Raw genomic sequence first — 15790 nt, forward strand, 5'->3', positions numbered from 1 at the left:
TACCCCTAATTATATTTTTTTGAGATCAGATTCTATTGATTTTGAAATCTTTTTTTGGTTGTTGAGCAGATAATAGGATTTGTTTTAGTTGATCGTCGGTTATTTGACTAGGAGATCGACCCTGACTGGCAAGACCTAACAAATAATTTTCAACCATGTTTGCCAGATCAGGCTTTACCATTTTGACATTATTTAGTCTCAATCGGGCTTCAGAGCTAAGAAGTTGTTTTAGCAACATGTCTTTTTGTGCATTAATTTGATCCTCATTTGGTTGATCGTTTACATCAGGTGCGGGGTCGCTCATTTCTAACACTAAGAATAAATTTTTAGTTTTGGAGTTGTTTGAATTAGTTCTCCTAGAATTTCAGTTGCAAGTTTATCTAATTTCTGCATTCCTTGACGACTAACAACTCGTCCTTTCTTTTCTACTTGTTCAAGATAGCCTAATTTTTCTAATCCATGGATTGCATTTCTAATAATTGCACCACTTGCATCTCTATGATGACGTGCACCATAGTACATTTTGCGTTTACCATCACCATAAATTGTTCTAAGATCATTTACGGTGAGAGGACCATGAAGGTAAATTTTTCTCATTATAGATGCACAGCGGGTATACCACCAATCAGGTTGTTGTGGAGGTTTATCAGCATGCGATCCTGTTTTGACAAAAGATGCCCAAACTGGTGCAGGGATATCTTCATTTTTCAATATCTCAGTAAGTCTTGAGATGAATTCCTGTTGAGGTACATCGTAAACTTTTGCCATTGTCAAAAATCTTGATAATCGTCTTATAAATCATTGAGCCATAAAAAATTAAGAAATATGAAAAATAACGACGTATAATATATTATCAAGAATTTTTTCATATAGAAAAAACTTCAAAATGTTTTATTGAAAGGATGATATGAGATAATAATTAGAAAAAATGAATACAATGGAAAATCAACTACTTGATACGCTTGTCAATGATCAAAAAAATGTTCCAGAAATTTACAAACCAAGTCAATATTGGCAGAAAAAAGCACTATCTGCAATAAGAGAAATCAAAAAGAATGGTTTGAACAATCTACGTTCTTCAATAGATATCAATTCTGCTGCATCTGCATATGGTGATAACACAATAACAGATGCACGTACAATTTTAGAAACTACATCATTAAAAAATAGATTAGGTTTAGCAATTTTAAATCATACATCATTAAAGAAATTATTTGATTTTCAAGTCGCTACTACCAAAAATTTGTTAAAAACTGTTCTTGAACTTGAAAAAAATAAATTAGCATTATCGAATCCTGAAAGATTAAATCATTTAGTTGAAAACTATAAAATTGAAAATTCTATAAATTTTGGTTGTGACAGAATATCAACTTTTAGAAATAAAGATTATTCAACTTATTATTTACAAATTTTAGATCTATTAGATTTGGTGGAAAGTAAAAGATCTCTAAATAAATTACAATCATTTCTTGAAGTTGGTCCAGGTTTTGGGGTCAACATACATCTAATCGAACAAAATTTTTCTAATTTCAAAAAATTCATTGTTATTGATATTGTTCCGAATGTTTGGGTTGTAACAGAATATTTAAGAAAATTGTATGGAGAAAGTGTGAATGATTATTTAGTTACCAAGAATATGAAAGAAATAAAATTTAAAGATGATACAAGTCTTGAGATATTCGTTATACCGCCATGGGAAATTGAAAAAATCTCATCTCCTATTGATTGTTTTTGGAATTCAAACTCATTTGTTGAAATGTCACCAGAAATTGTAAAAAATTATGCAAAGAGATTTTTAGAAATAGGAACAAAAGAGTCGGTTTATAATTTTATAACCTATGACAGATTTGATCCTAAAACTACATTTCAACCAGATCAAATTCAAGAATTATTTTCGAATGTAGAATTTGAAAAAATAGTACATCCCATATTAGAAAATTCAGAACGTGAAAGCTACTTCTACATAGGAAAATCAAAATAAATTTAATTTTTTATTATTTTTCTATAAACATGATTACAAAAACTACAAGTTATAGAAATTGATTTTGAATTTCCTTGTCCAAGTCTAACTCTAGATGAAATATTCGGTACAATAAATTTTTTACATTTTTTACAAAAACTAGAACGAATTTCTGGGGGTATTGCGATTTTGAATTTCATACTGATTCCTTTTATTAGTAGGGCTTGTTTTTGAGCCAGTTCAGGATTATTTCTTGCATTTAATAATGCATTATTGAAAAGAATTTCCATACGTTTTCTTGCAATTTCTTTCTTAGAGTTTTTCATGTTGGTATAGATCATTAATTAAAAATAAATGATTAGATGCAGTCAGCGGGATTCGAACCCGCGTCACAGGGTTGGAAACCCCGAATACTAACCAGGCTATACTATGACTGCATAAGGTCTAAAAAAAATTCACCTAAATAAAAATGGTTTTTTCGTATTCATAAACAAGTCTACTTGCCACAAGATGTGCTTCTAAAGAAGAATCATGTATTGAAAATGATGTTTCAATAATTTTTTCAGTTTCTTTGTTAAAATGTCCTTTTTGAAATCCACCTATCAAAATACATGAATTTTCTTTGATTTGATGAGTTAATTTTTCAAAAGTAGTTTTTTGGCCTTGTGTTGTTAACCCAATAATTTCATCTGGGTTTATTTTTGATATTAATTTAGACAACGAGGAATTTTCCATTTGTATTAAAATTTCTGATTCAGACTCAATTTTTTTGGTAAGAAATAGTTTTTCCATCAATCCTTGAAATCGATGATATGACTTTGGTAAACGTGTATTATTGTTTATGGAAATGATTTCATCATTTATCGTATGAACAAATACTTGAATTTTATTTTGATAAAATGCAGGAGATGTACAAATGGACAATAATGTCAAATGAACGATATCGGGTCTTCCACGTTTGATTTCATTTTCTAATCCTTTCATAGCACCAAAATGCCAAGAATTATCAAGTAACGTATTTGATATATTTTTTTTAAATTTTTTTGAATATGCTAAAACTGATTGGTGATTGGATAATTCTGTAGGGATTAGTTCAAGTGAAGATTCTACTAGAATTATAGTAAACATTTGATCATTGAGTGATGTTTGATTTGAATTGCATCCATGCAGGTTTTGCATTTTCATTTGTATCAATTAAACCAGAATTACAAACATATTCATCCACTCGTTCAAGACGAAATGAGTTAGAAGCAAAACCAGAACCTCCTATAGATTCAATTTCCTGAGAAGCACAACTTCCTTTTGGTTTGTCAAATAATCTCGATATTGTAAAGAATTCTATTTTTGATTCATTTTCCTCAAAGAAGTTTAAACTTGATTTTATGAATTCTGCTTGATCATTATCATTTCCATTCACAAAATCTGATGTGCTCCAACTAATTTCAAAAAATGCCAATTGTTGAGAAGGGAATATTTCAAGAGACTGTTCTAGATTAGCGAGTGCTTCTTGCGGTGTTCTATCAATATCACCAACAACATCAGTAGGTTTGTATGAAAGAGCTATGAAATCACCCATCTCTAATTTAGGAGTTAATTCAAATGAACCACCAGGTCCCATTCCTTTGTTTATGACATTTTCAAGTGATATGCTGTTGCCAATTTTTACATCATGATGTTTTGATTTTATTTCTGCATAGACATCATCAAAAAAGTTAACATATGTTGGTATAGAACCACTTGCTCTTTGAAAGTGGTAATCAATGTCACCTGAAAATATTACATAATCTATGTTTTCATATCTAGAAAGAATTGAATCCAATACACGGATTGTTTCGTCTTCTAATGTTTCTCCTAATGCTTGATTGCCCATCCATAATGGAAATGGACCTAATCGGTCAGCGTTAATGACTGAAAAGAAAAGAGTTGTTTTAAGATTATATTTTTCATTTAATTTCATCATAATGTCAGTAACACGCCAATCAAAATTTCCTTTTTCAGGTTCAAGGTCACTCCAGTATACATACAGATTTGTTCTTCCAACCCCAGATGTTGATGCAATTTTGTATGATTCCTCTAAATCATCTATGCTTTTTGGAGGATTAATTGTGTTAATGACTAGACTAATTTTTTCATTTTGAGAAATTGGTTGATTTGAAAAAGAGTTTGTTTCAACGGGATCATTTTTTGTTATGAAATATGCAGATGCGCCACCTATTGCAACAACTAAGATTATGATTCCAATTATTTTGGTATTCAATATGTGTTGAGACGGGTTTGTATTCTAAAATGTTGTTATTTTATTATCCAGAGGTACAACCACTGTATCCACATTCGATGCAAATGTGACATCCTTCTGTTAAAACAAGAGTGTTTTTACATGTTGGGCATAGTTTTTCTTCGATTTCAGGCTCTGCTGCAACATGATCTTGGCGAGGAAGTTCTTGTGGAACTACTACTTTTAGTGCTTCGTTGATTTGTTTTAGGATGTATGGGTTTTTGATATTATTTGTGATATAATCATGTAGATAATCAGTTGCTGTAACCTCAAAAGTTTTTTGAGAATTTTCACCAGTCATATGAAGAACCTGTTTGTGTCTTGAACCGTCACGATATACCGTAATTCCCTTCAGACCTAACTCATGAGCAAGCAAATATGCTGCTTTAACATCTTCTGCAGAAACATCATTTGGCATATTGATAGTTTTTGCAATTGCATTTCCAATCCAATCTTGCCATACTGCTTGAGCCATCAAATGATCAGTCCAGTGAATATCCATTGCAGTGACAAAGATGTTTTGAATCCATTCTGGAATTTCATCAATTCCTTTAACTGAGCCATAGTTATCAGCAACTTTGGCTAGTAATTCTTCACTGTAAAGACCGTTTTCTCTTAAAACCTCTTCAAATATTTTATTTGTATAAAAGAATCTTCCAACAGTAACACGTTTTTCAAATACAAGAGCAAATGTTGGTTCCATTCCATTTGAACAATCTGCCAACATGGATAATGTTCCAGTTGGTGCAACAGTGGTTGTAAGAACATGTCTAACACCATGTTTCTGGATTTTTGCGATTAAGGCATCCCAATCGTAATAATGTCGTTGTTTTGGTTTTTCATAGTATCCAGCAATTGGAATCTTACCTTCAGGATATTCTGTCTTTGAACAAAGTGGGAAAGCACCTCGAGATTGTGCTAAAGCAACACTTTCTTCCATTGAATAATATGATAATGCTTCAGATAGTTTGCCCATAAACTCATAGCCTTCTTTGGAGTTGTATGGAATTCTTAATTTGTACAATAGATCTGCAACGCCCATTACACCAAGACCAATTCTTCGAGATTCTTTTGATGCGACATTGATCTCTGGAACTGGATAGTGATTTACGTCAATTACATTGTCTAGGAATCGAGTTGTTTTTCTAACAATTTCTTCATATTTTTGCCAATCAAATTCATACTGACCATCTGCGGTTCTTTTTGTAAGATTTGCTAAGTTAATTGATCCTAAATTACAAGATTCGTAAGGATACAAACTTTGTTCTCCACATGGATTTGTTGCACGAAGTGGACCACCACGTGCTTTTGCAAATACATTATACTTGTTAATTAGATCAAAGAAAATTAAACCAGGTTCTGCACTTTTCCATGCAGATGTTGCAATAAGATCAATTAGATGATGTGCATTAATTTCACGTACAGGACTACCATCTCGTGTACTTCGTAATGTGTATGCACCATCTTCACTATCTACTAGTGCATTCCAAAAGTCACCCCAAACACCTACGCTAACATTAAAGTTCTCTAAAACGCCAGGCTCGGTTTTGTTAGTAATGAATTTTTCAATATCTGGATGGGATACATCCATAATTCCCATATTTGCACCTCTTCTCTTTCCTCCCTGTTTGATAACATCAGTTACTGTATTGATAATATTCATGAATGATACAGGTCCAGATGCAACACCAGATGTAGATGCAACAATGTCACCTTCTTCTCTTAATTCTGAATAGTTTATTCCTACGCCACCACCAGATTTGAAAATTAGTGCTGCATCAGAAGTTGTTTTCATAATTTTTCCCATATCATCAGGCATTCCTAATACAAAACATGCAGACAATTGTCCAAGACGTCCACCAGCATTCATCATGGTTGGTGAGTTTGGTAAGAAGACTTGATTTACCATTAGATCATAATATTCTGTAATTCTTGCACCATAATCAGTAAATTCTTTTGCTGCAATCTTTGTTAGTAGTTCTTTAAAGCTAATTTTTGCTTGTCCTTTTTGTGCAAGATCAATGTATCCGTTTACTAAACCTCTAAAATGATATTGGTTTAGATAATATTCATCAATTTTAAATTTATAATCAAACTGATCTAGTTTTGTCAGATATTCTTTTGCTTCTTCAATATTTTGTGGTGTGGTTCCTGCTGCATTGAATACAGAAGAATCATGTAAAAGATCACCAATTCCAATTAAAATTGAAACTCTTTCAAATAATTGAGTTGGAGTTTCGGTAATCTCATTTTTCTTATTTCTAAATAGATATCGAGATGCCAAAACTCTAAGACAATTAAGATCAAATTCTTTTGAGACAGGATCAAGAACTTTGGTGTTGAGAACCTTCATCTTCTCATCACGTATTTTTCGTCTCTCGTGTCTATACAATATGTATGACTTTGCGATTTCGCTATGTCCTTGTTCTATCAGGGTTGATTCTACCATATCTTGAATATCTTCAACAGATGGTGGGTTTTCAGTGCCAAATCCTTGAGATGATAATTTGTTAAGAACTCCATTTGTTAGGCTTTGTGCAAGATCACGATCACCCTCACTAGTTGCAAGTAGTGCTTTATAGATCGCATTTGTAATTTTATCTTGATCAAACTTTGTTGTATCACCATTTCGCTTTCGAATTTCCGCGAAAGATGACTCTATCTGTGAATTTTCAACCAATTATAATCCCCAAGTACATGTTAAACTGATGAGCTAAAAAACTCTTTGGCAATTATTTTTCTAACAATGGGTAAATAAAATTCACAACGGTACGAAAAACTTCGTTTTGCTTTTTTTGATAGTGCTAACCTTGAAAAAAATAATACTATGTAAGATCAGTAAATGATCGAAACGAATTTCGTTTTAAAATTAGTACGTTAATCAAAACTCTAAAAAAAATCCAGTTATTATCTGCACAAAATTAGAAATTATTTAATTTGATTTGGCTTGAATGACGAAATTAGTGAAGATGCTTTCTCAATTGCCTTCTTGATGTCAGATTCTTTTGCCTTTGCATCAAATGGTAATTTAACAAGTACACCACCGTCCAATATCTTTGAGATCTTATTACAATCAGATATTGACTCGCTTTTAGCAGTTAATTTATCAAGTTCGCCAGGGTTTAATTCTAATCCTTGAGAATAAGAATCTCCTTCTAATACATCCATAATAGAATTTTTACCATACTTTTCACTGTCAAGTGTGACAAATCTTGTTAGATCGTTGCTGTCCACCATAGAAATAGATACATCAATTCCCATTTCTTGACCTTTTTTATGAGCAATATCAACTGCGGTTTGTAAAACTTTGTTTAAGATTTCTTTTCCTTCTTTGTCATCTTTATGTCCAAGTATTTTATGGACTGCTTCTTTTACTCCAACAAAATTTAGAATTATAGAAGAATTATTTTTTTGCATGAATTGAGTTTTTTCTGCTAAAATTGGATTTACGCCACGTCGTATTAGATCAGATACATCTTTTTTACGAGTTGCCATTGCAGCGATCGCAGGTTTCATTAATAATACAAGTCTGGCTCTAAAGTAAGTCTCATCTTTACTAGATTCAAGTGCCAAACGTGGAAGATTGATAGTTAACGATCCAAGTTTAATTGATGGTTCAGAAGTTTTACTAGAATTTTTAATTGCGTTAGTTGAACATGCGCCTTTTGAGAATGTTACATTACCACCAAGAGACACAGTTTGTGCAAGAATTTCAGAATGATCTGCAACTTTTCCTTTTTCATAATCAACAACTAATCCAATTTTTGGTGAAGGTGTGGATTTAACAAAAGTATTGTAAGCAGAGAAAATTGCGTTGATTAATTTTTTATCAGCGGAAAGTGGTATTCTAAAGGATAGTACGGTTGGCGATTTATCTAAACTTGTAGAGGTAGATGACATTGTAAAAACATCTACTAACATTTTTTCAATATCATCTGTATTTTTTGAGAATTTTCCAAGTACTGCAGGTAGATCATCAACTACTATTTCTTGTGATGATTCTTTAGATATTAAATTAAATATCATTGGCAATAATTTTTTTAGATCGTCAAGTGTTTTTGCTGCAGAAATTCGTGCAACGCTAGGACATTTTCCCTTTAATTCAATTCCATCTTCTATAAGCTCTTTGAGACTTAGAAATATTGTATCAGGAATTAGTGACCACAAACCCAAGTTGGAAATGTGTAATTCTCCAGATAGATGAGAATCTGCTATATCCTTAGGCAGCGTATTTGTGAGTAAATATTCAGCTAGAGTGTTTTTCCCGCTAGTGAATAGTATATCCTCAACGCCATTTTGGATATTTTCAACGTTTGTGAACATTTCTTGCACCTCAAATACAGGCATACCAAGTCTTGCGAGTTTATTTCGATATTCTTCATGGCCATGCTCTAATAGAACATTATTTACCATTTCACGGATTAATGAGCCAGTAAGATATGTTGTTTGGAATTTATAGATTCTATTTTCTACTTCTTCTGTAATTTTTTGTGATAATTCAAGTGGAAGACTTCCTTCTCTAACTAGCGATTGAATAATTTTGTCAGAGTTGAATTCTTCTATGGAATCATGTGATGTACGAACATACATTTTTCCACTTTCTATTATGGATCGTTCTTCAATTTGTCTTGCTAAACTTAGAACTAGTTTTCCAAGATTTGTTATAGTATAACGTCTTTCAGATTTGTTTAATGCTACAAGTGATTGTCTAAGGAGTTTTCTCAGATGATAAGCAAATTTTCCACTTTCTTTTTTTGATTTAAAGCCAGCTAGAGATTTTAGCTCAGAATATGTCAAAGGGCCTTTAGAGTTTAGGATTCTCAAAATATCGATTCTGTTTGGACTAGCCATAACAGAGAAGATCATTCTAACTCGTTTTGATGTAGATTGTAAACGTCCATCACCTTGAGAATCATCATCCATGTCAATATCTAGATCGTCGTCATCTGCGGCGACATCGACATCCATATCTAATTCTTCTTCAAAATCTTCTTCCTGCTTCCCCATTGAAATAATAAATAGAAATTAGGTATTAAGGCTTGTTGTCACTAGTACATCAATGAAAAATATTATTTTTCTTCAACATCTAAAGAAAATTCTGATGTTGACAGGGTTTGATTGCATGATGGACACTTATTGTTATAATGTTTTAGAACATCCTTTACAGATTTCAGCATTTTCATAGTGGAAATTTTTTCGCCACATTTTCCACAAACAATTTCTACAGACATAATAGATCAATTTTTCTAAGACAGTTAAAAATTGTGAAAATTTTTTTTAATAAATGCAATAAAATTGATTTACAGTTTTTCTAAGACGATTCCACGTTCATCAAATCCTGTAACTTTTACAGGAGTTCCAATAGGTAGATCTTCAGGAGTTGATATTTTAGCCAAAAAGCCAGATACTCTAATTCCAGAATCATCTAATTCCATCACAACCCAAGCATATGGAGCCAAATCCTCAAATCCTGCAGGAGGAACTGTCATTATCGTATATGTAACAACTTTTCCGGCTCCTTTTAGAATAGTATCTCCAAATTCTTTGCTTCCACATGATTTACAATAATAGACAGTTGCCAGAAGAATCTCACCACATTTTGCACATTTTCTAGCTAAAATATTTCCAGACTTTGCTGCGTCTATGAATTCAGGTTTTGCAGACAATTTACACACTTTCGAATATGTGAACTGCACAACTGGCACCTGTAGCGCCAAAGTTTTGTGTCAATCCAATTTTTGCGTCGTTAACGGTTCGTTCACCAGATTTTCCTGTTAATTGTTCAAATGCTTCAACAACTTGACCAACACCTGTTGCGCCAATTGGATGTCCTTTTGATTTTAGACCGCCTGAAGGATTAATAGAAATTGAACCGTTTAATTTTGTATCACCATTTCTTGCAGCTGTTGCGCCAGTACCTTTTTCAAAGAAACCCAAGTCTTCACTGTCAACTACTTCTGCAACAGTAAAACAATCATGAACTTCAGCAAAATCAACATCTTTTGCGGTAATTCCAGCCATTTTGTATGCAGCTTCTGCTGCAATTCTAGTACTTGGAATTGTAGTTAATTGTTCACGTCCTTGCAGTGCTGCAGGGGAACCACCACGTCCAGAACCAATTACTTTAACATAATCTTTTGAATGTTCTTTAGCAAATTTTTCATTACATAAAATAACAGAACTTGCTCCATCAGAAAATGGACAGCAATCATATAATTTTAAAGGACTTGCAACTACTGCAGAATCCATAACATCATCAATACTAATTTTTTTTCTCAAGTGTGCTTTTGGATTCAATACACCATTCTCATGATTTTTTACTGCAACACTTGCAAGATCTTCTTCAGTTGCATCAAATTCGTGTAGATATGCACGAGCCATTGATGCAAATAAACCAGGAAATGATGCGCCTGCTTGACCTTCATAAAAGAAATCAGAACAATAAGAAAAGTAAGTTGTAGTCCAGTCGGTTCCGGTATGTGTAACTTTTTCAGTACCGGTAACTAATACTGCATCATAAAATCCTGCAGCAACATTTGCAAATGCTTCTCTAAATGAAACAGATCCACTACCACATGCAGATTCTATAGAAAGTGAAGGACATTCTGAAATTCCGAGATTACTCATGACTACAGGTCCCAAGTGAACTTGTTTATCAGCTACACCAAATACATTAGAAATGTAACCTGCTTCAATTTCTTTAGGTTCAATTCCTGCACTTTCAATTGCACCAACAGATGCTTGTAAAGTAATATCAGAGATACTATCATCTAGTTTGCCATATTTTGTACTTCCGCCACCTAAAACACAAACACTTTCTCTTTCCACGAAAATTTGCTGACCTAGTCCCTATAAAAATTGATCAAGTAATTTCATAAACTTGAATCAGTATCAACCAGTATGAGAAAAAAGATCCAAATTTCTGTTGTAAAATCAAAAAAACGAAATGTAACAAAGTCTACCAAAAAAATTATAGATAATTTTAAGATAGAAATTGATCAATACTATGATGAAAATGGATTTGTTTCATTTTCTGCAAAAAATAAAAAATATACAATTTTAGGAACAAATTCTCCAAAAGAAGGAATTTGCGAATGTCCAGAATGCCATAAGGGACAATTATCGGTAATAAAATCAATTACAACCAAAAAACGATTCATTGGATGCACAAATTATCAAAATGGATGTAAAGCCTCAGCACCTCTTTTACAAAAGGCAATGCTAAAGGTTCTAAAAACTAAATGTCCAGAATGTCAATGGCCTACTGTAATTTTCAGATATTCAAGAAAACAGGAATGGAAAAGACAATGTGCCAACATGAAATGTAAAACTAGATCTTAAAATCAGAATAGATATCAGTCCTTCGGTTTTTTAATAATGGAAGTTTTTTTCTAATTTCATGAACTTTATCTAAAGATATGTTAACATAACCAATTCCTTGCCGTTTTTTCATATCTAGTAAGATGCGACCGTAAGGATCAACTGCTAAACTTCTTCCAGAGTATACGTGACCTAAATGATCAGGTGCTATAACATAACAACCATTTTCAATTGCACGAGATTTGTTTAACGTTAGCCAATGTTCTTCTTTCATAGGACCATTAACCCATGCAGATGGTACAACTAGGATTTCTGTACCAGATGATGCCAATGTTCGTGACATTTCAGGAAATCGTAGATCATAACAGATTAGCATACCCATTTTTCCAACAGAAGTTTTTGTTGGTAATGGTATCTCTGTGCCAGATGACATTTTGTTAGATTCTTTGAAGCCAAGTGCGTCGTAGAGATGAATTTTTCTGTATTTTCCTGTTACTTCTCCTTTTTTATTTACAATAAATGAGGTATCATACACACGATCTTTTTTCCTACTCTTTTCATACATTGTACCCACTATACCAATGGAATTATCCTTTGCAGATTGTGCAACAGCAGAAACAAATTCTCCATTGATAGTTTCAGCCTCCTGTGCAACTTGTTTTGCTGTTTGTGTTGATGGAGTGTAAAACATCATGTATTCAGGAAATGTAACCATATCAGCATTGTTCTTTGCAGCCTGTTTTATGTAGCCTAAAATTTTTGGTAGATTTTTTTCTTTTTCAGTTGACGCTTTGAATTGAACTAATGCAATCTTTGACATGATTAATCTAAAGATTGTGAAAATAAAAAGATACCATACATTAAGAGACGTAATGTAACTGCCGTTAAGACCATGAAATATTTTCTTTAAAAACATTTGTACCATAGAACCATAAAAACAGGATACATTCTTTAAAAACTAAAAAGAAATGCTATGACTCATGCATGAGGGAAAACTCCGAGTAGACCATAGAGAACGTACTATTCTCTTTCTAGGATTTTTGGTGATTGTGGGTGCAAGTGTATTTTCGCTCCCATAATCTTTTTTTTTTAATTTCCTAAATACTATCCGTATGATTCGTATTTTACTTCGTAACTACCATCTTCTCTTTTGTTTCGTTCTGTTACAAACTCATTGTTTCCAAGATAATCCAAAGTACCATCAATTGTTCCTTGCCATCCACAAATGTAAAACATGGTATTGTCTTTTGTAATTTTTTCACCAACTAATTCTTCTAATGGAGATACTCTTCCAGGTCTTGCTCTTAGAAATTGTTCTACACGTCCAATTTGACCAGTCCAAGAACGATTTAGCCATTCTTGCGGTCTACTAATTGCAGCTCGATATTTGAAATTCCATTTGTCAGTACCTCTATCAACACTCTCTAACTCTAAATCTGTCAAACGTTCTCTATAGCTTAATTCATCAACGTAACTTGCTCCGTGTAAAACAACAAGTTCACGTTTATCTCCAATGTCATGAAGATGCTGAGCAAAACTAACAAACGGTGCAAGACCGGTACCACCACCAATACAGACAATTCGTCTTTCATCAGGCTCACCATTTGGTAATTTGTCATTAATTGTTAGAGTACCGTTAGCTTTTCTCCATTGAATTGGGTCACCTTCTTTTAGATTGAACATTGCAGTAGTCAATCTTCCAGGATATGGTTTTCTTACCCATCGAATGACAAACTCAAAATATTTTTTATTTTCTGGATGAGAAGCAATTGAATATGCACGATTGATTACACGATTATTTTCACTTTTTACAGGTAGCCCCAAAGTTAGAAACTGACCTGCCTTGTATTCAGGAAAAGGACCTTCAGGAACAACTCGGAATATAGCTAAATCTTCTCTTAGTAATTGAACATAACTGACAGTTGCGTTTTCCAAAGATTAAATCTCCCATGGAGGAATGGTAGCAATAATTGATTGCACCACATCATGATAATGCACTGTTGGTTGAGTGCTGATTAGTAACAGATTTTCCTGATAAGGAATTGAGATTAAAGTGACATTTTCATATTCAGTTAGTGTGAGTTTTTCATTTCCTAATCTGAATGAAAGATTTTGTGCTTTTCTCCATCGTTCTAAAGAATAATTTATTGAAATTCTTATTTCATCTTCATCCAAAAGAGGATCTAAATCTTTTTTTTGTGTGCTGTATAATAAATCAGATTTATTATTTACGACACCTACAAAACGAACGCTTTCATGTGAAAAAAGTATATCTGAACATAATTTTTCATGAGTCTGAGTTGTAACTACTTCTTTAGCCAATCCCACTCTGGTCTCTCTTCTGATTCGTCGTCGTCCATATAATACATAATAAATCAAAAATTATTATTTTTCTTTTGATTGCTTTTGCAAGTAATCATCAGGAGTCAATCTAAACTCTTCTTCATCAGCATATGCGGCTTCACCATGTTCAGCTAGATCAAGACCCATATCTTCCACCTCTGGATCAACACGTATTCCGATAGTACGTTTCATGACTTGTAGAATCAACCATGTTCCTCCAAAGCCCAATACTGCTGCAACTCCAATACCGACTGCTTGAATCCAGAGTTGATCAGGATTACCGTAAAGCCATCCATCAACACCGCCGATTGCAGCACTGGCAAAAATACCTATGGCAAGAGCACCAACAATACCTGCGATGCCGTGCACAGAACTGACATCGAGGGCATCATCGATTTTTAATTTATCTCGAATTAGTACAACTCCGCCATAAGAGAATATGCCTATTGCTATTGCAATTACAAATGCATGTTCAACGCTGACAAAACCAGAGGCAGGGGTAATTCCGGCAAGTCCAGCAATTGCGCCATTAATTCCAGCTACTATGGATGGCTTTCCGGTTCTCATCCATGAGAAGCCTACCCAAATCAATGCAGAAACAGATGAAGCTAGATGAGTAACAAGTGCGATGTTTGCAGGAAGAGCGCCGGAAGTTAAGGCACTACCAGCATTGAGTCCAAACCATCCTAACCAAAGTAATGAAGCGCCTAGTACGGCAATAGGTATGCTATGAGGGATGTTTATTGCCGGACCAAATCCACGTCTTTGCCCAAGTACTATTGCTGCTGCAAGTGCAGCCATACCTACACTAGTGTGAATAACAATACCACCTGCAAAGTCAACAACTCCTAATTCTGCTAACCATCCACCGCCCCAAATCCAGTGGACTAGTGGATAGTAAATGAGAGCAGACCATACAGAGATGAATATAATAAAAGATTTGAATTTCATTCTTTCGGCAATTGTACCGGAAAGTAAGAGAGGAGTAATACATGCAAACATCATTTGGAACTTTACAAACAGTACACCAGGTATAGTCATTCCTTCAAGAGGTTCGTCCCACGGAATACCTTTTATGAATGCATTATCTAAGTTACCAATCATACCGTCTTGTGATGGACCAAACGATAGACTATATCCAAAAACAAACCACATTACACTAAGTAATGCTAAACCAAAGATAATTTGTGAAAGAATTGAAACCACATTTTTCTTTCGTAATAGACCTGATTCAAATAGACCAAGTGCAGGGATCATTAACAAAACAAGCATACCTGCTACAAGCATCCATGCTGTATCACCAGTATCTATAAGCATATGAAATTTTAATTTGTTTTTTCATTTAACGTTTATCAAAGTTGGTTAACATTGATAATCAAATGACTTTCATTTTTTAAAATATTATTTACTTTGGATGCATCACTTTATTCATGCTAAAATTAGAAATAATACTTTCTGAGAATGACGTGATGTCAATCAGTGAAGGTTTTAAACAAATTGACATTGGTGGTTTAACAATTACTAAGGTTAGAGGAAGAGGTGAAAAAACTGCACCAGAAATTCTCGTGCACAAAGGTTCAGAAGTATTTGTACCACATTTTGGTGACAAATATAGAATAATGGTAGTTATTCCTGAATCCAAAGAAGAAAAAGCTGTCAACATCATAAAGAACAACTCACGAGGTGGCAAAATTTTCATTTCACAATTGCTACGTGCAATCGATATAAAGACGGGAAATGAAGGGGAAGAAATTATCTAGATGAAACTTTCTCTACCAAAAAACAACATCAAAATTTCAAATTTAACCAGGGCCGATTATATGAAACTCGTAGTTATTGGCGGAATAGTTGTCGTACCACCAGTTGCATTAGCAATAATAGGAGGAATCTAA

The 15790-nt window shown here is 33.5% G+C and carries 18 protein-coding genes and 1 tRNA gene; 4 read left to right on the plus strand and 15 right to left on the minus strand.

The genetic code is table 11. The features are described from left to right. Positions 1–25 precede the first annotated feature (25 nt). Complete coding sequence (locus T478_RS06550; RefSeq protein ID WP_048106244.1) at positions 26–304, minus strand: DNA-binding protein; 279 nt, start codon at positions 302–304, stop codon at positions 26–28. Positions 305–312: 8 nt separating this feature from the next. Further along, positions 313–768 (minus strand): 30S ribosomal protein S19e, encoded by a 456-nt coding sequence (locus T478_RS06555; protein WP_048106246.1) that lies wholly within the window; start codon positions 766–768, stop codon positions 313–315. Between the two features lie 160 nt (positions 769–928). Here T478_RS06555 and T478_RS06560 point away from each other — a divergent pair, with 160 nt between their 5' ends. After that, entirely contained in the window at positions 929–1981 is a 1053-nt protein-coding gene (locus tag T478_RS06560) for a putative sugar O-methyltransferase (protein ID WP_048106248.1), read from the plus strand. 2 nt (positions 1982–1983) lie between these two features. On the opposite strand, the gene T478_RS06565 is transcribed toward T478_RS06560, so the two are convergent. The 9 genes from T478_RS06565 to T478_RS06600 all read right to left on the minus strand — a co-directional run bounded on the left by T478_RS06565 (position 1984) and on the right by T478_RS06600 (position 11063). Continuing rightward, entirely contained in the window at positions 1984–2286 is a 303-nt protein-coding gene (locus T478_RS06565) for a ribonuclease P protein component 4 (protein ID WP_048106251.1), read from the minus strand. A gap of 37 nt (positions 2287–2323) precedes the next feature. Then, positions 2324–2397 (minus strand) — tRNA-Gly (locus T478_RS06570). 22 nt (positions 2398–2419) lie between these two features. Beyond that, positions 2420–3139, minus strand: coding sequence for a ribosome biogenesis protein (locus T478_RS06575; protein WP_238573579.1), 720 nt, complete (start codon positions 3137–3139; stop codon positions 2420–2422). After that, positions 3093–4217 carry a hypothetical protein gene (locus T478_RS06580; RefSeq protein ID WP_048106253.1) on the minus strand — a complete coding sequence of 375 codons (1125 nt, stop codon included), beginning with the start codon at positions 4215–4217 and terminating at the stop codon, positions 3093–3095. Before T478_RS06580 ends, T478_RS06575 begins: the two co-directional genes overlap by 47 nt. Positions 4218–4260: 43 nt before the next feature. Then, positions 4261–6915, minus strand: a complete 2655-nt coding sequence (locus T478_RS06585; protein ID WP_048106255.1) for an adenosylcobalamin-dependent ribonucleoside-diphosphate reductase — start codon at positions 6913–6915, stop codon at positions 4261–4263. 248 nt (positions 6916–7163) lie between these two features. Continuing rightward, the gene (nrdD, locus tag T478_RS06590) at positions 7164–9242 is read right to left on the minus strand and encodes an anaerobic ribonucleoside-triphosphate reductase (protein ID WP_052433924.1); all 2079 of its coding nucleotides are present in this window, start codon (positions 9240–9242) and stop codon (positions 7164–7166) included. 62 nt (positions 9243–9304) lie between these two features. Continuing rightward, the gene (locus T478_RS07755) at positions 9305–9466 is read right to left on the minus strand and encodes a hypothetical protein (RefSeq protein WP_177313241.1); all 162 of its coding nucleotides are present in this window, start codon (positions 9464–9466) and stop codon (positions 9305–9307) included. Between the two features lie 69 nt (positions 9467–9535). After that, positions 9536–9910, minus strand: coding sequence for a Zn-ribbon domain-containing OB-fold protein (locus T478_RS06595; protein WP_425320017.1), 375 nt, complete (start codon positions 9908–9910; stop codon positions 9536–9538). Next, on the minus strand, positions 9903–11063 hold the full coding sequence (locus T478_RS06600; RefSeq protein ID WP_238573581.1) for a thiolase domain-containing protein: 1161 nt from the start codon (positions 11061–11063) through the stop codon (positions 9903–9905). The genes T478_RS06595 and T478_RS06600 overlap by 8 nt, the downstream gene beginning before the upstream one ends. A gap of 72 nt (positions 11064–11135) precedes the next feature. On the opposite strand from T478_RS06600, the gene T478_RS06605 reads away from it, so the two are divergent. Further along, positions 11136–11576, plus strand: coding sequence for a hypothetical protein (locus tag T478_RS06605; protein ID WP_048106262.1), 441 nt, complete (start codon positions 11136–11138; stop codon positions 11574–11576). Here the strand turns inward: T478_RS06605 and T478_RS06610 are convergent. The 4 genes from T478_RS06610 to T478_RS06625 all read right to left on the minus strand — a co-directional run bounded on the left by T478_RS06610 (position 11566) and on the right by T478_RS06625 (position 15215). Further along, on the minus strand, positions 11566–12375 hold the full coding sequence (locus T478_RS06610) for a carbon-nitrogen hydrolase family protein (protein WP_048106265.1): 810 nt from the start codon (positions 12373–12375) through the stop codon (positions 11566–11568). The two genes, T478_RS06605 and T478_RS06610, sit on opposite strands and share 11 nt — an antisense overlap. Positions 12376–12659: 284 nt before the next feature. Continuing rightward, positions 12660–13490, minus strand: coding sequence for an FAD-binding oxidoreductase (locus T478_RS06615; RefSeq protein WP_048106267.1), 831 nt, complete (start codon positions 13488–13490; stop codon positions 12660–12662). 3 nt (positions 13491–13493) lie between these two features. Beyond that, positions 13494–13883, minus strand: coding sequence for a DUF6659 family protein (locus T478_RS06620; RefSeq protein WP_052433926.1), 390 nt, complete (start codon positions 13881–13883; stop codon positions 13494–13496). Positions 13884–13940: 57 nt separating this feature from the next. Continuing rightward, positions 13941–15215 (minus strand): ammonium transporter, encoded by a 1275-nt coding sequence (locus T478_RS06625; protein ID WP_048106269.1) that lies wholly within the window; start codon positions 15213–15215, stop codon positions 13941–13943. A gap of 113 nt (positions 15216–15328) precedes the next feature. Between T478_RS06625 and T478_RS06630 the strand changes: the two genes are divergently transcribed. Both T478_RS06630 and T478_RS07880 read left to right on the plus strand, forming a co-directional pair. Further along, the gene (locus tag T478_RS06630; RefSeq protein WP_048106271.1) at positions 15329–15658 is read left to right on the plus strand and encodes a P-II family nitrogen regulator; all 330 of its coding nucleotides are present in this window, start codon (positions 15329–15331) and stop codon (positions 15656–15658) included. Continuing rightward, complete coding sequence (locus tag T478_RS07880; RefSeq protein WP_256378794.1) at positions 15659–15790, plus strand: hypothetical protein; 132 nt, start codon at positions 15659–15661, stop codon at positions 15788–15790.

The organism is Candidatus Nitrosopelagicus brevis (genome assembly GCF_000812185.1).
Taxonomy (GTDB): Archaea; Thermoproteota; Nitrososphaeria; order Nitrososphaerales; family Nitrosopumilaceae; genus Nitrosopelagicus; species Nitrosopelagicus brevis.